At 68.9% G+C, this 16624-nt stretch carries 17 protein-coding genes and 1 riboswitch; of the genes, 12 read left to right on the top strand and 5 right to left on the bottom strand.

What is annotated here, in order from left to right:
* Positions 1–100: 100 nt before the first annotated feature.
* From mnmE to CAP38_RS12450, 3 genes are all read left to right on the top strand, one after another.
* The gene (mnmE, locus tag CAP38_RS12460) at positions 101–1483 is read left to right on the top strand and encodes a tRNA uridine-5-carboxymethylaminomethyl(34) synthesis GTPase MnmE (RefSeq protein ID WP_086121748.1); all 1383 of its coding nucleotides are present in this window, start codon (positions 101–103) and stop codon (positions 1481–1483) included.
* 117 nt (positions 1484–1600) lie between these two features.
* Entirely contained in the window at positions 1601–2092 is a 492-nt protein-coding gene (locus CAP38_RS12455; RefSeq protein ID WP_086121747.1) for a Crp/Fnr family transcriptional regulator, read from the top strand.
* A gap of 31 nt (positions 2093–2123) precedes the next feature.
* A complete protein-coding gene (locus CAP38_RS12450; protein ID WP_143435827.1) occupies positions 2124–2780 on the top strand; it encodes a hypothetical protein in 657 nt (218 codons plus the stop codon).
* Positions 2781–2792: 12 nt separating this feature from the next.
* Here CAP38_RS12450 and CAP38_RS12445 read toward each other — a convergent pair whose 3' ends face one another.
* The 3 genes from CAP38_RS12445 to CAP38_RS12435 form a co-directional block, all read right to left on the bottom strand.
* A complete protein-coding gene (locus tag CAP38_RS12445; RefSeq protein ID WP_086121745.1) occupies positions 2793–3338 on the bottom strand; it encodes an adenine phosphoribosyltransferase in 546 nt (181 codons plus the stop codon).
* 40 nt (positions 3339–3378) lie between these two features.
* Complete coding sequence (locus CAP38_RS12440; RefSeq protein ID WP_086121744.1) at positions 3379–4338, bottom strand: MBL fold metallo-hydrolase; 960 nt, start codon at positions 4336–4338, stop codon at positions 3379–3381.
* A gap of 99 nt (positions 4339–4437) precedes the next feature.
* The gene (locus tag CAP38_RS12435) at positions 4438–6423 is read right to left on the bottom strand and encodes a monovalent cation:proton antiporter-2 (CPA2) family protein (RefSeq protein ID WP_086121743.1); all 1986 of its coding nucleotides are present in this window, start codon (positions 6421–6423) and stop codon (positions 4438–4440) included.
* 41 nt (positions 6424–6464) lie between these two features.
* Here CAP38_RS12435 and CAP38_RS12430 point away from each other — a divergent pair, with 41 nt between their 5' ends.
* Genes CAP38_RS12430 through CAP38_RS12415 form a run of 4 tightly spaced genes read left to right on the top strand, consistent with a single transcriptional unit; the run spans position 6465 to position 9479 of the window.
* Positions 6465–7463: an SIS domain-containing protein gene (locus tag CAP38_RS12430; protein WP_086121742.1), complete on the top strand. Its 999-nt coding sequence runs from the start codon at positions 6465–6467 to the stop codon at positions 7461–7463.
* On the top strand, positions 7463–8008 hold the full coding sequence (locus CAP38_RS12425; RefSeq protein WP_086121741.1) for an HAD family hydrolase: 546 nt from the start codon (positions 7463–7465) through the stop codon (positions 8006–8008). Before CAP38_RS12430 ends, CAP38_RS12425 begins: the two co-directional genes overlap by 1 nt.
* Positions 8005–8694 carry an LPS export ABC transporter periplasmic protein LptC gene (gene lptC / locus CAP38_RS12420; RefSeq protein ID WP_256924447.1) on the top strand — a complete coding sequence of 230 codons (690 nt, stop codon included), beginning with the start codon at positions 8005–8007 and terminating at the stop codon, positions 8692–8694. Before CAP38_RS12425 ends, lptC begins: the two co-directional genes overlap by 4 nt.
* Positions 8691–9479, top strand: a complete 789-nt coding sequence (locus CAP38_RS12415) for an SDR family oxidoreductase (RefSeq protein WP_086121740.1) — start codon at positions 8691–8693, stop codon at positions 9477–9479. The genes lptC and CAP38_RS12415 overlap by 4 nt, the downstream gene beginning before the upstream one ends.
* Positions 9480–9548: 69 nt before the next feature.
* On the opposite strand, the gene CAP38_RS12410 is transcribed toward CAP38_RS12415, so the two are convergent.
* A complete protein-coding gene (locus CAP38_RS12410; RefSeq protein ID WP_086121739.1) occupies positions 9549–9953 on the bottom strand; it encodes an RNA-binding protein in 405 nt (134 codons plus the stop codon).
* Positions 9954–10206: 253 nt separating this feature from the next.
* Positions 10207–10280: riboswitch (SAM riboswitch) on the top strand.
* Between the two features lie 62 nt (positions 10281–10342).
* On the opposite strand from CAP38_RS12410, the gene CAP38_RS12405 reads away from it, so the two are divergent.
* The gene (locus CAP38_RS12405; protein ID WP_086121738.1) at positions 10343–11509 is read left to right on the top strand and encodes a homoserine O-acetyltransferase; all 1167 of its coding nucleotides are present in this window, start codon (positions 10343–10345) and stop codon (positions 11507–11509) included.
* Positions 11506–12087 (top strand): methionine biosynthesis protein MetW, encoded by a 582-nt coding sequence (gene metW / locus CAP38_RS12400; protein ID WP_086121737.1) that lies wholly within the window; start codon positions 11506–11508, stop codon positions 12085–12087. The genes CAP38_RS12405 and metW overlap by 4 nt, the downstream gene beginning before the upstream one ends.
* Here the strand turns inward: metW and CAP38_RS12395 are convergent, their stop codons facing one another.
* The gene (locus CAP38_RS12395) at positions 12088–12777 is read right to left on the bottom strand and encodes a transglutaminase family protein (protein ID WP_086121736.1); all 690 of its coding nucleotides are present in this window, start codon (positions 12775–12777) and stop codon (positions 12088–12090) included.
* 179 nt (positions 12778–12956) lie between these two features.
* On the opposite strand from CAP38_RS12395, the gene CAP38_RS12390 reads away from it, so the two are divergent.
* The 3 genes from CAP38_RS12390 to CAP38_RS12380 form a co-directional block, all read left to right on the top strand.
* On the top strand, positions 12957–13478 hold the full coding sequence (locus CAP38_RS12390) for a chemotaxis protein CheW (protein ID WP_086121735.1): 522 nt from the start codon (positions 12957–12959) through the stop codon (positions 13476–13478).
* 43 nt (positions 13479–13521) lie between these two features.
* On the top strand, positions 13522–15678 hold the full coding sequence (locus CAP38_RS12385; RefSeq protein WP_086121734.1) for a methyl-accepting chemotaxis protein: 2157 nt from the start codon (positions 13522–13524) through the stop codon (positions 15676–15678).
* 20 nt (positions 15679–15698) lie between these two features.
* A partial coding sequence (locus tag CAP38_RS12380) for a methyl-accepting chemotaxis protein (protein ID WP_143435826.1) occupies positions 15699–16624 on the top strand: 926 nt, incomplete at its 3' end.

The raw sequence follows: 16624 nt of genomic DNA, 5'->3' as shown, positions 1-16624 counted from the left end.
ACGCGGCTTCCCCCCTCGGAGGGGGGACGGTGCCCTTGGGCCGGCGAAGCCGGACCCTCGGCACCCCTGGGGACGTTGGTTGGCGTTTCACCGACTGTTCATGCTGTCCTCTGCTTCCGAACCCATCATTGCGATCGCCACTGCGCCTGGCCGGGGTGCGGTGGGCATGGTGCGGGTGTCGGGCCGGGGGCTGCTGCCTTTCGTGACGGCGCTGGTGGGCCGGGCCTTGAAGCCGCGCGAGGCCACCTACGGGCCCTGGCGGGATGCGGCGGGAGAGCCGATCGACCACGGACTGTCGCTCTGGTTTCCCGGGCCGCATTCCTACACCGGCGAAGACGTGCTGGAGTTGCAGGGCCACGGCGGGCCGGTGGTGCTGCAGCTGCTGCTGGCGCGCTGCCTGGAGGTGGCGGCGCAGGGCAGCCTGCCGGGTCTGCGGCTGGCCCGGGCCGGCGAGTTCACCGAGCGCGCCTTCCTCAACGACAAGCTCGATCTGGCCCAGGCCGAAGCGGTGGCCGACCTGATCGATGCCAGCACCGAGGCGGCGGCCCGCAGCGCCTCGCGCTCGCTGGCGGGGGCCTTCTCCGAGCGCATCCACGGACTGCGCGACGCGTTGGTGAACCTGCGCATGCTGGTGGAAGCCACGCTGGACTTCCCCGAGGAAGAGATCGACTTCCTGCAGAAGGCCGATGCGTCGGGCCAGCTGCAGCGCCTGCAGACGGCCCTGACCGGCGTGCTGGGCGAGGCCCGGCAGGGCGCGCTGCTGCGCGATGGCCTGCAGGTGGTGATCGCCGGCCAGCCCAATGCCGGCAAGAGCTCGCTGCTCAATGCCCTGGCCGGGGCCGAGCTGGCCATCGTCACGCCGGTGGCCGGCACCACCCGCGACGTGGTCCAGCAGACCATCCAGATCGAAGGCGTTCCCCTGCATGTGGTGGACACCGCCGGCCTGCGCGACAGCCCGGAGGTGGACGAGGTGGAGCGCATCGGCATCGAGCGGGCCTGGGGCCGCATCCGCCAGGCCGACGTGGTGCTGTTCCTGCACGACCTCACCCGCGCCGACGACCCGGCCTACATCGCCGCTGATCAGGCCATCGCCGACGGTCTGCCCGAGGGCGTGCCGCTGCTGCACGTGTGGAACAAGCTGGACCAGCGGCCCCAAGCCGCCGTTCCCGCCGATGCGCTGGCCCTGTCGGCCCGCCAGGGTGACGGTCTGCAGGCCCTGCGTCAGCGACTGCTGCAGCTGGCTGGCTGGGAGCGGGCAGGCGACGGCCTGTTCATGGCACGCGAGCGGCACCTGCAGGCGCTGCACCGGGTCCAGGCCCACCTGGCGGCGGCCGGCACCTGGCTGGACGGCTCGGCCGACGCGCTGGACCTGCTGGCCGAGGAACTGCGGCTGGCCCAGCACGCGCTGGGCGAAATCACGGGTGAATTCAGCGCCGACGATCTGCTGGGCGTCATCTTTTCGCGCTTCTGCATCGGCAAGTAGTACCTGCAATGCCGTCCGGCACCGTTCGTCAGCCGTCCGGAGCGAATCTGTAATCAACCGTAAGCGTGACCGACCGCACACTTGCGCCGTCGGTCGCCTCGCGGTCAACTCGGGGGCATGAGCGTGATCACCGTCCCTTCAGCACGCGCCGACATCAAGGCGCTGGCCACTGCCATGCGGCAGAGCAATGCGCTGGACGCCCTGCCGCTCAACCTGTCCGAAATTCAGTGGAACACCCTGGCGGGCTACCTGCAGCCGGTCATGCTGCGCCAGGGCCAGGCCCTGATCGAGCAGGGCGTGAAGGACCGCACCGTCTATCTGGTGGAGAGCGGCACGCTGACGGTCCATTACGAAGACAGCCACGATCGCATCCGCATCGCGGTGGTGGGCGAAGGCTCGCTGCTCGGTGAAGGTGCCTTCTTTTCCCATCTGCCCCGCAGCGCCACCGTGAGCGCCGGCAGCGACTGCCGCCTGTGGTGCCTGACCCCGCTGCGCTTTCGCGAGCTGTGCACCCGGGCCCCGGAGATCGCGCTCGAACTGACGGTGGCCATGTCGGCCGTGCTGGCGCGCCGCATGTACAACAAGCCCAAACGGGTGGCCGTGACCTGACCGCCTGCCCCTTCACATGATCGCCCTGCCCATGTCACTCAAGAACTGGTGGTTCGGCCGCAAGCCCTCGGACGGCGACAGCACGCTGGCCAAGGCCCGTCAGGCCATCCGCAACACCACCCTGCCCCTGATCTCGCCGCGCCGTGGCCGGCGCATCCTGCGACGCGAACAGCTGTTCACCGTGATCCGCGAGTCGCTCATCCGGGGCGGTGTGCTGTCCACCAGCTACAGCTTCAAGGTGCTGTCGACCGACGCCAACGGCGACAGCTTCCTGGTGCTGATCGATCTGGCGCTCGGGGCCAAGGACCTGCCCGACGAGTACCTGCTGGAGATCGAACGCTGGATCCAGCGCAGCGCCCAGACCCGCCACGCGATGGAGGTGCGCTCCGTCTACTGGCGGCGCCGTGCCCCGCCCGAGCGCGTGGGCACCGCCCTGCGGGCTTCGGTGGCGGCCCAGACCCGGCGCGAGTCCGAACCGGCCCGGGACACCGCCATTCCGCGGCCCCCCGCCCCCGAGCGCATGCCCACCGGCCAGCCGGTGACCGAGGCCGAGGTGGAGGCCTTCCGCCAGGCCCTGCAGGCGCCCCCGGCGCAGGCCTACCGTCAGGCCAAGGACACCCCGGTGCAGCCCACCGATGTGGTGAGCGACTTTGCCGCCCTGAGCGAAACGCAGTACGGCAAGCTCTGAGGCAGGCGCCGGTCAGTGGCCGGCGAAATCGAGCAGGGTGAACAGCTGCAGGCCGCTGGCCCGCAGCTTGCCCGAGCCGCCGAGTTCGGGCAGGTCGACGATGGCGGCGCCTTCGGTGACCGTGGCGCCCAGCTTTTCCAGCAGCCGTCGTCCGGCCATCATGGTGCCGCCGGTGGCAATCAGGTCGTCGATCAGCACCACCCGGTCGCCCGCCTTCACCGCATCGGTGTGCAGTTCCACCGTGGCGCTGCCGTATTCGAGTTCGTAGGTCTCTTCCACCGTGGTGAACGGCAGCTTGCCTTTCTTGCGGATGGGCACGAAGCCCACGCCCAGCTCGTAGGCCAGCACCGACCCGATGATGAAGCCGCGCGCGTCCAGCCCGGCCACCACGCTGGGCCGCAGGGCCGGATCCATGTAGCGGTGCACGAAGGCGTCGATGAGGACCCGGAAGACCTTGGGGTCCTGCAGCAGGGGCGTGATGTCGCGGAACTGCACACCCGGCGCCGGCCAGTCGGGCACGGTGCGGATGTGGGCGCGGAGGTAGGCGGCGGTATCCATCACGGGATTATCCGCCGCCCCCGGGGGTATCCGTCCCCGGTCAGGCCAGCGGCTTGAACTGGTAGCCGTTGCCGGCGATTTCCAGGGTGCCCAGCGCCGGGAACGGGAAGTGGAAGCCGCCCATGAGCGTCTTGTCCTTGACCAGCTGGTCGAACAGGCGGCGGCGGGTGGCGCGGGCCATGTCGGCGTCCATGTCGAAGGTCACGGCCCAGTCGGGGCTGCGGGCGAACAGGGACGGCACGTTGGTCACATCGGCCACATACATGAACGACTGGCCCTTGGAGTTCACGCTGAACACGCTCATGCCGGGGGTGTGACCGAAGGCGGCCAGCGAGCGGATGCCCGGCGCCAGTTCGGCACCCGGCTCGAACCTGACCAGCTTGTCGGCGGCGATCTTGCCCATGACGCGGCGCGCATTCTCGAAATTCCCCTTCAGGGCCGGGGGAGCGGCGTTCATCTTGGCGTCGTCCGTCCAGTAGGCGAACTCGGGCGCCGGCACATGCACCTTGGCCTTGGGGAACACGGCCGAGCCGTCCTTGGCGAACAGGCCGTTGATGTGGTCGCCATGGAAGTGGCTGAGGATGACGTGGTCGATGTCTTCCGGCTTGTGGCCGGCCGCGGCCATGTTGGCGCGCAGGCGGCCGGTGGTGGCCGGGCCGTTGTCGGCAAAGCCGGTGTCGATCAGGAAGCGTTGACCGCCCGCCACGATCAGGTAAGGCGTGAACGGAATGTCCACGTAGGCGGTGGGCAGGTTCTGGGAGGACAGCAGGGCCTTGACCTGTTCCAGCGGGGCGTTGCGCACGAACTCGTCGCCCAGCGGGCGGCGCAGCGCGCCGTCGTTGAGGGCGATCACCTCGATGTCGCCCACCATGGTCTTGCGGAAGCCCGGGGCCGGCAGCGTCGGCACACCGAGGTCGGGCGAGTTCTGCGAGAGCACCGAGGTGAAGGTCAGCGAGGTGGCGCCGGCAATGCCGGCACCCAGGAAGAGGCGTCGATCCATGGGTCTGTCTCCGGAGGGTGAAAACCCGGCAGGGTAAGCGTCGGGCAAAGTCCCGCAGGGCGACTCGGACAATCCCCGGGCCCGATCGGCCAGGAGGTTTCAGCCGCCCAGCAGCTTGTCCTCGGCCAGGGCCAGCGCAGCCGCCTTGCCCTGCAGCACCAGCGTGTCGCCGCTCTCCACCACGGCGTGTCCCTCGACCGTGGCGGACCGCCCGCTGGCCCGGCGCAGGCTCACCACCCGCACGCCGATGGCATCGAGCGCCAGCGCATCCAGCGACCGGCCGACATGCCGGCTGGCGCCGGGCAGCGTGACGGTGTTGAGCCGCACCTGCTCGCCGTCGTCCTCGGCGTTGTCGTCGGCACCGTGGAAATAGCCGCGCAGCAGGTTGTACCGTGCCTCGCGCTGTTCCTGCACCACCCGGATCACCCGGCGCATGGGAACGCCCACCAGGGCCAGCGCGTGGCTGGTGAGCATGAGGCTGGCCTCGATCGCCTCGGGCACCACCTCGGTCGCGCCCGCCTGGCGCAGGCGGTCGAGGTCGGCATCGTCCACGGTGCGCACCACCACCGGCACCTGCGGTGCCTGCTCGCGCGTGTGGTGCAGCACCTTCAGGGCGCTCGGGCTGTCGTTGTAGGTGATCACCAGCGCGCTGGCACGGTGCAGGCCGGCGGCCATGAGGGCCTGCAGCCGGGCGGCGTCGCCGAACACCACCGAATGTCCGGCGGCGGCCGCCTGCCGCACCCGGTCGGGGTCGAGGTCGAGGGCCATGTAGGGAATGCCCTCGGCCTCCAGCAGCCGGGCCAGGTTCTGGCCGCAGCGGCCATAGCCGCAGATGATCACGTGCTTGTCGGCATTGATGGCCTTGCGCGCGATGCTGGTCATCTGCACCGACTGCATCAGCCAGTCGCTGCCCACCAGCCGGGTGACCACCGTGTTGGCATACATGATCAGGAAGGGCGTGGCGATCATGGAGATCACCATGCTGGCCAGGATGGGGTTGAACAGCTGCGGCGGGATCAGCCCGTTCTGGCCCGCCAGGCTCAGCAGCACCAGACCGAACTCGCCCGCCTGTGCCAGGTACAGGCCGGTGCGCAGGGCCACCCCGGTGGGGGCGCCGAAGGCCCGTGTCAGGCCGGTGATCAGCGCCAGCTTGAAGGCCATGGACGCCATCAGGAGCAGCAGCACCAGCGGCCAGCGCTCCAGCACGAGGCGCCAGTCCAGCATCATGCCGATGGTGATGAAGAACAGGCCCAGCAGCACGTCGTGGAACGGCCGGATGTCGGTCTCCACCTGGTGCTTGTATTCGGTCTCGGAGATCAGCATGCCGGCCACGAAGGCGCCCAGGGCCAGCGACAGGCCGGCGTGTTCGGTCAGCCAGGCCAGGCCCAGCGTGATGAGCAGCAGGTTGAGCATGAACAGCTCTTCGCTCTTGCGCCGCGCCACCAGCGTGAGCCACCAGCGCATCAGCCGCTGCCCGCCGGTGAGCAGCAGGCCCAGCAGCACCGTCGCCTTGAACACCGCCAGGCCCAGTGCGGGCAGCAGCTGTTCCGGCTCGGACGCCAGCGCCGGGATCAGCACCAGCAGCGGCACCACCGCCAGATCCTGGAACAGCAGGATGCCCAGCACCCGCTTGCCATGCTCCGACTCCAGCTCCAGCCGCTCGGCCACCAGCTTGATGACGATGGCGGTGCTGCTCATGGCCATGACGCCGCCCAGGGCCAGCGCGCTCTGCCACGAAATGGTCCACCACTGCGGCAGCAGCAGCGCCAGGGCCAGCGAGGCGCCGGTGGTGATCAGCACCGTCAGCACCACCTGCGACAGGCCCAGTCCGAAGACATGGCGCCGCATGGCCCGCAGCTTGGGCAGGCTGAACTCCAGGCCGATGACGAACATCAGGAAGACCACGCCGAACTCGGCCAGGTAGCGGATGCCCTTGGAGTCCTGCGCAATGGCCAGCGCATTGGGTCCGATGAGCACGCCCACCACCAGGTAGCCCAGCATGGGCGGCAGCTTGAGGCTGCGGCAGGCCACCACCCCCAGCACGGCGGCCAGCAGGTAGAGCAGGGTGATGTCCAGCGATGTCATCGGGCGATGTTAGCGGGCGACCCCGCAGCGATAATCACTTCATGACTTTTCCCGTGGCATTCGACGCCGGACGCGCCCTCGCGCTGGCCCGCGACACCCTGCAGATCGAGGCCGAGGCGGTGCAGGCACTGGCGGCCCGCGTCGATGCCGCCTTTGCCGGCGCCCTGCAGTGCCTGCTGGCCTGCCAGGGGCGCGTGGTGGTCATGGGCATGGGCAAGAGCGGCCACATCGGCCGCAAGCTCGCGGCCACCCTGGCCTCCACCGGCACGCCGGCCCAGTTCGTGCATCCGGCCGAGGCCAGCCACGGCGACCTCGGCATGATCACCCCGCAGGACGTGGTGCTGGCCATCAGCAACAGCGGCGAGAGCGACGAGCTCACCGTGCTGCTGCCCCTGATCAAGCGCATGGGCGTGCCCCTGGTGGCCTTCACCGGCCGTGCCGAATCGTCACTGGCCCGCCATGCCGACTGGGTGCTCGACACTGCCGTGGCCCGCGAAGCCTGCCCGCACAACCTGGCACCCACCGCCAGCACCACGGCGCAGCTCGCGCTGGGCGATGCCCTGGCCGTGGCCCTGCTTGATGCCCGGGGTTTCCGGGCCGACGACTTCGCCCGCTCGCACCCGGGTGGCGCCCTGGGCCGGCGCCTGCTGACCCATGTGGCCGACGTCATGCGCCAGGGCGATGCCGTGCCGCGCGTGACCCCCGACACCCCGTTGATGGACCTGATGCGCGAGATCAGCGCCAAGGGCCTGGGCCTGTGTGCCGTGGTCGGACCCGACGGTCGGGCCCTGGGTGTCTTCACCGACGGCGACCTGCGCCGCCTCATCGAGCGCACCGGCAGCGCCCAGGACCTGCGCCAGCTCACCGCTGGCGAGGTCATGCACACGCAACCGGCCACCGTGCCGGCGCAGTCGCTGGCGGTGGAGGCCGCCCGCACGATGGAAGAGCGGCGCATCAACAGCCTGCTGGTGCTGGACGCGGCCGGTCTGCTGGTGGGCGCGCTCAGCAGCAACGACCTGATGCGCGCCAAGGTGATCTGATGAACCCCGTGCCCCGCTTTTCAACCGAGCTCCTGCTGCGGGCCCAGCCCGTCAAGGTGCTGCTGCTCGACGTGGACGGGGTGCTCACCGACGGGGGCCTGTACTTCAGCGAAGCCGGCGAGACCCTCAAGCGCTTCCATACCCTCGACGGCCATGGTCTGAAGCTGCTGCAGCGCGCCGGCATCACCCCGGCGGTGGTCAGCGGTCGCGATTCGCCTGCCCTGCGCATGCGCCTGCAGGCTCTCGGCATCACCCAGCTGCGGCTGGGCACCGAGGACAAGGCGCCGGCCGCCCAGGCCATCCTGCAGTCGCTCGGACTGGACTGGGATGCCGCCGCCGCCATGGGCGACGACTGGCCCGACCTGCCCCTGCTGACCCGGGCGGCATTCGCCGCCGCACCGCCCGACGCCCATCCCGAGGTGCGGGCACGCGCCCACTGGGTCAGCCAGCGTGCGGCCGGCGCCGGCGCAGTGCGCGAGCTGTGCGACCTGCTGCTGCTGGCCAGTGGCCACTACCCGCGCGAGCTGGAGGCGGCCCTGCGGTGACGCCCGACGAACCTCTCGACGACATCCTGCCGGGCCTGGATCCGGTGACCGCGGGCCCGGCGCCGCGCCGGCGCAAGGCGCCATGGTGGGACACGGTGTCGATCTACCTGCCGGTGTTGCTGATGGGCATGCTGGCCCTGGCTTCCTACTGGTTGCTGCGGGCCACGCCGGCGCCGGTGGACGCGCCCGCGGCCCAGCCGGTGAGCAGCGAGCCCGACTATTTCATGCGCCGCTTCTCGGTCAAGTCGTTCGACCCCGACGGCACCCTGCGCTCCGAGGTGGCGGGCACCGAGGCCCGCCACCATCCTTCGGACGATCGCGTCGAGATCGACAACGCCCGCATCCGCCGCATCGATGAACAGGGATTGATCACCGTGGCCACGGCCCGGCGCGTCACCACCAACAGCGACAACACCGAATTCCTGCTGGAGGGCAACGCCCAGGTGGTGCGTGAAGCCGGCACCGGCCAGGACGGCGTGGCCCGGCCCCGCCTGCAGTTCAATGGCGAGCGGCTGCAGATCTTCCTCGAGCCCGATCGGGTCGTGTCGGACCGTCCGGTGGTGCTGCGCCGGGGCAACGACCGCCTGGAGGCGGCCACCCTGGATTACCGGGACGACGAGCGCGTGGCCGATTTCACCGGTCGGGTCCGCGTCCAGCTTCAACCACCGGCCCGAACCGCCCCATGACATCTGCCCACAGCCCCCTGATCTTCATCACCGGTGCCTCCAGCGGCATCGGTCAGGCCCTGGCAGCCCGCTATGCCCGCGCCGGTTACCGGCTGGCCCTGGTCGCCCGGCGCACGGCCGAGATCCGGGCCTGGGCCGATGCCCAGGGACTCGACGAGCGGCGCTGCGGCGTCTTTGGTGCGGACGTGGCCGACGTGGACAGCATCGTGGCGGCCGGCCAGGCCTGCATGGCCCAGATGGGTCTGCCCGACGTCGTGGTGGCCAACGCCGGCATCAGCATCGGCATGGACACCGGTGTGCGCGAGGACATCGACGTCTTGGCGCGCACCCTGGCGGTCAACAACACCGGCCTGGCCGCCACATTCCACCCCTTCGTCGACGCCATGCGCCAGCGCGGCAGCGGTCGGCTGGTGGCTGTGGCCAGCGTGGCCGCCATCCGGGGGTTGCCCGGCCATGGCGCCTACTGCGCCAGCAAGGCCGCGGTGGTGGCCTATGCCGAAAGCCTGCGGGGTGAGTTGCGCGGCAGCGGCGTGAAGGTGGTGACCCTGGTGCCCGGCTACATCGACACGCCGCTGACGCGCCGCAACCGCTATGCCATGCCCTTCCTCATGAAGGTCGATGACTTTGCGGATCGCGCCCACGCCGCCATCGAGGCCGGCGCAGCGTGGCGGGTCATCCCCTGGCAGATGGGCTGGGTCGCCCGGCTGCTGCGCATCATGCCCATTGCCCTGTTCGACCGCTTGCTCGCCGGCCGCCCGCGCAAGCACCGGCAGAGCGAGGCCTGAGGGGCGAGACAGGCAACAAAAAACCCCGGGGCTTTCGCGCCGGGGTCTTCAGCATTCAGGGCTGACGGATCAGTAGCCGCCGCGGCCACCGCCGCCGCCGCCGTCACGACGGCCACCGCCACCGTAGGGGCTGCGGAAACCACCGTCGTTGCCACCACCGCCGTAGCCGCCGCCACCGCTGCGGCCACCGCCGAAGCCACCACCACCGGTGCGCGGGGGGCGTGCTTCCATCGGACGGGCTTCGTTGACCACCAGGCTGCGGCCGCCGAGCGACTGGCCGTTCATGCCTTCGATGGCGGCCTGTGCTTCTGCATCGCTGCCCATTTCGACAAAGCCGAAGCCCTTGGAGCGACCGGTGTCGCGCTCCATCATGACTTTGGCGCTGTTGACCGAACCGAACTGGCCGAAGGCCTGGTTCAGGTCTTCGTCACGGACGGAATAAGGCAGATTGCCGACGTACAGTTTGTTGCCCATCTTTGGGACTCCTAGAAACATGAGAAAAGTAGCGATGGAGCCCCGATGCACACAAACCTGTAGCTGTAGCGCGCGAAACCGACCGATCACTTGAACCACAAGCCCGGCAGGGGCTTGCTCGGCCATTATGCGCGCAACCGCTGAAATCAAGGCTTTATTTTTCAGGATGTGCAAGCCCCGTCGGGGCTCGATGCGTGCTTACAACACCCTGACCGTCCGGCCCGGATCCAACGCCGCCGGCCCCGGTGCGTATACTCCGCCCAGCGCCGATTTGTCCGGATTGCGGGCGCTCTAAAAATGCCGCTAAAGGGGGGATTCCCGGTCTCGCCTTTGAACCATGGCGGTGCCGGGATGCTTCTATCAGGGCCCTGCCTGTCAGGGTGGATCGCTTGATCGTCACGCCTCAGACCTTCCGATTCGACACCCCGCTGCCGCTGCAGAGCGGTGCGGTGCTGCCGGCCTACGAGCTGGTGGTGGAAACCTACGGCACCCTCAACGCCGACCGCTCCAACGCGGTGCTGGTGTGCCACGCCCTCAATGCCTCGCACCATGTGGCCGGCCTGCACGCCGATGCCGCCGGCCAGCCGCTGCCGCGCAGCGAAGGCTGGTGGCACAACATGATCGGACCGGGCAAGCCGGTCGACACCGACCGCTGGTTCGTCATCGGCGTGAACAACCTGGGCTCGTGTTTCGGCTCGACCGGCCCGACCCACATCAACCCGGCCACCGGGCATCCCTGGGGCGCCGACTTTCCGGTCGTCACGGTGGAGGACTGGGTGAATGCGCAGGCGCGGCTGCTCGATGCCATGGGCATCGATACCCTGGCGGCGGTCATGGGCGGCAGCCTGGGCGGCATGCAGACCCTGAGCTGGACCCTGCAATACCCCGAGCGGGTGCGCCATGCGGTGGTGGTGGCCAGCGCGCCCAACCTGACCGCCGAGAACATTGCCTTCAACGAAGTGGCCCGCCGGGCCATCGTGACCGACCCGGACTTCCATGGCGGCCATTACCTGGCCCACGGCACCCTGCCCCGGCGCGGTCTTCGCATCGCCCGCATGATCGGGCACATCACCTACCTGAGCGACGACGTGATGAACGCCAAGTTCGGTCGCACGCTCAAACCCGCCGATCTGGAGGGCGGGGCGTGGGGGTACCGCTACTCCACCACCGATGTCGAATTCCAGATCGAGAGCTACCTGCGGCACCAGGGCGACAAGTTCAGCGAGTACTTCGACGCCAACACCTACCTGCTGATCACCCGGGCGCTGGATTACTTCGATCCGGCCCGGGCACACGACGGCAACCTCAGCCGTGCCCTGGCCCGGGCGACCGCCAGGTTCCTGCTGGTCAGCTTCACCACCGACTGGCGCTTCTCGCCGGCCCGCAGCCGCGAGATCGTCAAGGCCCTGCTGGAGAACCGGCGCGATGTGAGCTACGCCGAGATCGATGCACCCCACGGGCATGACGCCTTCCTGCTGGACGACCCGCGCTACCACGCCGCGGTGCGGACCTATTTCGAACAGACGGTGGCCCAGGTCACGGGAGGTCGGCCATGAGCGAGCGCCGTGTCATGGAAAGCATTGCGCGCCTGGTGCCGCCAGGTTCCAGGGTGCTGGACCTGGGCTGCGGCGACGGTGCCCTGCTCGATCATCTGCAGTCCGTCCGGGGCTGCACCGGTTACGGCGTGGAGCTCGACGATGCCAAGGTGCAGGCCTGCATGCGCCGCGGCGTGAACGTGCTGCAGTTCAACCTGGAGGAAGGCCTGTCCATGTTCGGCGACAAGGCCTTCGATGTGGTGCTGCAGATCGACACGCTGCAGCACCTGCGCAATGCCGAGGTCATGCTGCGCGAGACCGCCCGCGTGGGCCGCGCCGGCGTGGTGGCCTTTCCCAACTTTGCCCACTGGCCCAACCGGCTGGCGGTGCTGCAGGGGCGCATGCCGGTGACCAAGCGCCTGCCCTACCAGTGGTACGACACGCCCAACATCCGCGTGGGCACCCACGCCGACTTCGAGGTGCTGGCCCGCAGCTGCGGCCTGCGCATCGACGACAGCTTCGGCCTGCACGAGGGCGAAGAGGTGCGCCTGCTGCCCAATCTGCTGGCCAGCACGGCGGTGTTCCGCTTCTCGGCCTGATCAGGGGCGGCGCTCGGCGGCCCCGTCCTGTCCGAAGTCGCCCTCCAGCCCGACGCCCGACACCAGCTGCGGGTAGGTGTGGCGGAAGGTCTCGGCAATGGCCTGCAGCGGCAGGTCGTCGTAGCTGCCGCGTTCGCTCACATATTCCATGTGCTTCTGGCCGGCCTTGTCGAACGGGTGGTAGAGCGAGTCGTTCACCCCGTCGAAGTCCAGCGGCAGCAGGCCGAACTTCTCGCACAGCGACAGGTTGAAGGCCGGCGTGGCCTTTCGCCAGGCCCCGTCGATCCACAGCTCGGTGTAGCCGTGCCACACGAACACGTCGGTGCCCATGGTGCGGCGCAGCTTCTCGGTGGACATGTGGTTGCGCACGTCGGCAAAGCCCAGCCGTGCCGGAATGCCGGCGCAGCGTGCCACGGCGGCCATCAGCACCGCCTTGGGCACGCACCAGCCGAAGCCCTGTTCGAGGCAGGTGCTGGCCCGCATGCCCTGGGGTGACAGGTCGATGCGGTAGGGGTCGTAGCGGACTTCGTCGCGCACCGCGTGCACCAGGGCCACCGCCTGTTCCCGCACCGTGCTGCCTCGGCGGTGGCGGTCCACGAAATCACGCACCAGCGGGTGCTCGGCATCGATGCTGGGGGTGGCGGCCAGATGAACCGGCGCGGGCTCGGGGGTGCGGGGCTGTGTGCTCATGGCGGAATGATCCCCGAGGGCTTTGAGTACTTTGGTAATCAGCGCGACAGGCTGAACGGCGTTCAGGCAGGTAATGGTGCCTCCACCGGCCGTTATTCCGCCCTTCAGGACCGGTCATGTCGTCCGATATTGCAGTGACCTGTCATCCCTTTCACCGAGCCTTCAACGAGGACACCACCATGGACATGCGCAACGAAGCCACCCACCTCGCCCGCCAGGACGGCGCCCGCTCTGCGGCCCAGCCGGCCAGCGCCGAATTCCTGACCTTCCGCCTGGGCGGCGAGGAATACGGCATCGACATCCTGCGCGTGCAGGAAATCCGGTCGTACGAAGAGCCCACCCGCATCGCCAATGCGCCTTCCTTCATCAAGGGCGTGGTGAACCTGCGCGGCGTCATCGTCCCGGTGGTGGACCTGCGCATCAAGCTCGGTTGCGACAAGGTGGAATACAACGGCTTCACCGTGGTCATCGTGCTCAATGTGCACGGCCGGGTGGTCGGCGCGGTGGTGGATTCGGTGTCCGACGTGCTGGAGCTCGCCGGCGACGTGATCAAGCCCTCGCCCGAGATGAACACCTCGGTGGACACCAGCTTCATCACCGGCATCGCCAGCGTGGGTGAACGCATGCTGATCCTCATGGACATCGAAGCCCTCATGTCGAGCAGCGACATGGGCCTGATGGACAGCCAGACCGTCCAGTGACGTCTCCCGCCATTCCGCCCGCCCTCCTTCACCCGACATCACCATGAATCCGACCAACACCCCGATCTCCTCGGTCGCGCGCCGGGTTGCCCTGCTGGCCGTGGCCATGCTGGCCGTTGTCCTGGCCATCCTCAGTGGCGCCATGTCCCTGGCGGTGGAGAAAAGCTCGCGAGAACAACGGGTGATGATGGCGTCCGAGAAGGCCCGTTCGGTGGCCGATTCGGTGGACGGTTTCGACGCCACGGCGCGCATGATGACCGACCGTGCCTACCGTCCGTTCCGCCAGAAGTTCGCGACCACCTTCGACCTCGACAAGGCCGGTGGCCAGCTCAAGAGCTTCGGCGCCCCGCTCAACAACGACTTCGCCGAAGTCGACCTCTTCAGCAAGACCAACGGCGGCGTGGCCACCATCTTCATGCGCAAGGGCGACGACTTCGAGCGCATCAGCACCTCGCTGAAGAAGGAAAACGGCGACCGCGCCGTGGGCACCAACCTGGCCCGCAACCACCCGGCCTATCCGCTCATGATGGAAGGCAAGACCTACACCGGTCGCGCCATGCTGTTCGGCAAGCCCTACATGACGCACTACGAGGCGGTGAAGGATGGCGGCGGTGCGGTGGTGGGCATCCTGTTCATCGGCTTTGACCTGTCCGACTTCCAGAAGTCGCTTGACGCCCTGGTGGCCGACGCCCGCTTCTTCGACAGCGGCGGCACCTACGTCATCGATCCCAAGGCCAGCAACGAGGAAGCGGTCTTCGTGTCGCACCCGACCGCGGCCGGCAAGAAGGTGCTGGAGGTCAACCCGGGCGCCGCGAAGTTCCTGGACCAGCTGCGCGCCGGCGAGGAAGTCTTCGTCATGGACGCTGCGGCGCTGTACAACCCGTCCATCAGCGAGCCGTGGGCCGCCAAGCAACAGGCCAAGGCCGGCTCGTGGTGGGTGGTTTCGGAGGTGTCCGATACCGAAGCCATGGCCTCGTACTGGAACACCATGTACGCCTTCTGGGGCATGCTGGCGTGCGCCACCCTGGTGCTGGGTGCCGGCCTGTTCTGGCTGGTGCGCCGCAATGTGAGCCAGCCGCTGGCCGAACTCACATCCGCCGTGACCACCGTGGCCCAGGGCGACCTGACCCGCCCGTTCTCCAGCCAGCGCACCGACGAGATCGGCAGCCTGGTGCGCGAGGTGGAATCCATGCGCCAACGCTTCCTGACCATGATGCGCGAGCTGCGCCAGGCCAGCGACAGCATCGGCACCGCGTCGGTGGAGATTGCCACGGGCAACCAGGACCTCTCCAGCCGCACCGAGCAGACGGCGAGCAACCTGGAAGAGACGGCGGCCTCGATGGAGGAGCTCACCAGCACGGTGCGCAACAGCGCCGATGCGGCCCGCCAGGCCAACCAGCTGGCGGCCAGCGCGGCCGAGATCGCGGCCCGTGGTGGCGAGGTGGTGGCCCAGGTGGTCACGACCATGGACGAGATCAACCACAGCAGCAAGAAGATCAACGACATCATCGGTGTCATCGACGGCATTGCCTTCCAGACCAACATCCTGGCGCTCAATGCGGCGGTGGAAGCGGCGCGGGCCGGCGAGCAGGGCCGCGGCTTTGCGGTGGTGGCCGGCGAGGTGCGCAACCTGGCGCAGCGCAGCGCGCAGGCGGCCAAGGAGATCAAGGGCCTGATCGGGGCGAGCGTGGACCGTGTGGAGGCTGGCAGCAAGCTGGTGGCCGATGCGGGCAATACCATGAGCGAGATCGTGGGCTCGGTGCAGCGGGTGAGCGACATCATCGGCGAGATCACGGCGGCTGCCGGCGAGCAGAGCGACGGCATCGGGCAGGTGAACACGGCGGTGGCGCAGCTCGACCAGATGACGCAGCAGAACGCGGCGCTGGTGGAAGAGAGCGCGGCCGCGGCCGAGAGCCTGAAGGACCAGGCCAGGCGCTTGGCCGAGCTGATCAGCCATTTCCGTACCGGTGACGCCACGGGTGGCGCACCGTCGATGGCGCCGACCCGCGCGGCGGCACCCGTCACCGCCCCGAATCCGGTTCGGGCATCCACCGCGGCACCCCGTGCCGCGTCCTCCAGCCCTGCACCGGCCGCCCGGCCGGCCGCCAAGGCACCTGCTGCAGCACGGGCAACGCCCGCTGCCGCGCCGGCTTCCGCTGCCGCCCCGGCCCAGGCCGAAGGCGAGTGGGAAAGCTTCTGATATCCACAAGGGAGACCACCATGATGTTTGACCGCCTCAAGATCGGGCAGCGCCTGACCCTCGGATTTGCCAGCGTGCTGGTGCTCCTGGTCGCCCTGACCGCGCTGGCATGGACCAGCCTGCAGGCCTCGCGGGATGCCACTCGCATGGTGGTCACCATGGAGAACCGCTCCAGCGTGACGGACGAGTGGCTCTCGAGCACCCGGCTCAACATCAACCGCGTGATGGCCCTGGCCAAGTCGGGCAACAACCCGACGGTGGACGAGCACTTCAAGCCCTTGATTGCGGAGACCACCAAGCGCATCAACGAGCTGCAGAAGGTGCTGGACGCGGAGATCACCAGCGAACACGGCCGCGACCTGCTCAAGCAGATCTCGACCGCCCGCACCGACTACATCGCGGTGCGCAAGAAATACTTCGAGGTGCTGGGCACCGGCGACGCGGCAGCGGCCAACGACCTGCTCAACAAGGGGCTGGTGCCGGTGGCCAACCGCTACATCGAACTGATGGCCAGCCTGCAGGCCTACGAGCGTGAGCTGGTGACGGCAGCAGTCGCCCGGTCGGAGGCCACCATCCAGCGTCAGGTGATGTTGCTGTTGTCGCTGACGGTGGCGGCCGTGGTGCTGGCCATGGTGCTGGCCTGGCGCATCACCCGCTCGGTGACGCAGCCGGTGCAGGAGGCCGTGGAAGTGGCCACCGCCGTGGCGCAGGGCGACCTGACCCGACCCGTGCACACGCGCCGCCAGGACGAGCTGGGCGAACTGCTCAGGGCCCTGGAGTCGATGAAGCTGGCCCTGGTGAAGACCGTGAGCCAGGTCCGCCAGGCGACCGACAGCATCACCACCGCGTCGGTGGAGATTGCCACGGGCAACCAGGACCTCTCCAGCCGCACCGAGCAGACGGCGAGCAACCTGGAAGAGACGGCGGCCTCGATGGAGGAGCTCAC

It is taken from the genome of Hydrogenophaga sp. IBVHS2 (assembly GCF_002127215.1).
Taxonomy (GTDB): domain Bacteria; phylum Pseudomonadota; class Gammaproteobacteria; order Burkholderiales; family Burkholderiaceae_C; genus Hydrogenophaga.
Note: the sequence above shows the minus strand (reverse complement) of the source record. Positions and strands in the feature narration are given on the sequence as shown.

Excerpts from the sequence above, each read along its gene's own strand:
- CAP38_RS12390 (WP_086121735.1), top strand. The coding sequence starts at position 12,957 with ATGGACATGCGCAACGAAGCCACCCACCTCGCCCGCCAGGACGGCGCC.
- CAP38_RS12435 (WP_086121743.1), bottom strand. The coding sequence starts at position 6,423 with ATGACATCGCTGGACATCACCCTGCTCTACCTGCTGGCCGCCGTGCTG.
- CAP38_RS12425 (WP_086121741.1), top strand. The coding sequence starts at position 7,463 with ATGAACCCCGTGCCCCGCTTTTCAACCGAGCTCCTGCTGCGGGCCCAG.
- CAP38_RS12385 (WP_086121734.1), top strand. The coding sequence starts at position 13,522 with ATGAATCCGACCAACACCCCGATCTCCTCGGTCGCGCGCCGGGTTGCC.
- CAP38_RS12395 (WP_086121736.1), bottom strand. The coding sequence starts at position 12,777 with ATGAGCACACAGCCCCGCACCCCCGAGCCCGCGCCGGTTCATCTGGCC.
- CAP38_RS12430 (WP_086121742.1), top strand. The coding sequence starts at position 6,465 with ATGACTTTTCCCGTGGCATTCGACGCCGGACGCGCCCTCGCGCTGGCC.
- CAP38_RS12410 (WP_086121739.1), bottom strand. The coding sequence starts at position 9,953 with ATGGGCAACAAACTGTACGTCGGCAATCTGCCTTATTCCGTCCGTGAC.
- metW (WP_086121737.1), top strand. The coding sequence starts at position 11,506 with ATGAGCGAGCGCCGTGTCATGGAAAGCATTGCGCGCCTGGTGCCGCCA.
- CAP38_RS12445 (WP_086121745.1), bottom strand. The coding sequence starts at position 3,338 with ATGGATACCGCCGCCTACCTCCGCGCCCACATCCGCACCGTGCCCGAC.
- CAP38_RS12455 (WP_086121747.1), top strand. The coding sequence starts at position 1,601 with ATGAGCGTGATCACCGTCCCTTCAGCACGCGCCGACATCAAGGCGCTG.
- CAP38_RS12415 (WP_086121740.1), top strand. The coding sequence starts at position 8,691 with ATGACATCTGCCCACAGCCCCCTGATCTTCATCACCGGTGCCTCCAGC.
- mnmE (WP_086121748.1), top strand. The coding sequence starts at position 101 with ATGCTGTCCTCTGCTTCCGAACCCATCATTGCGATCGCCACTGCGCCT.
- CAP38_RS12450 (WP_143435827.1), top strand. The coding sequence starts at position 2,124 with ATGTCACTCAAGAACTGGTGGTTCGGCCGCAAGCCCTCGGACGGCGAC.
- CAP38_RS12440 (WP_086121744.1), bottom strand. The coding sequence starts at position 4,338 with ATGGATCGACGCCTCTTCCTGGGTGCCGGCATTGCCGGCGCCACCTCG.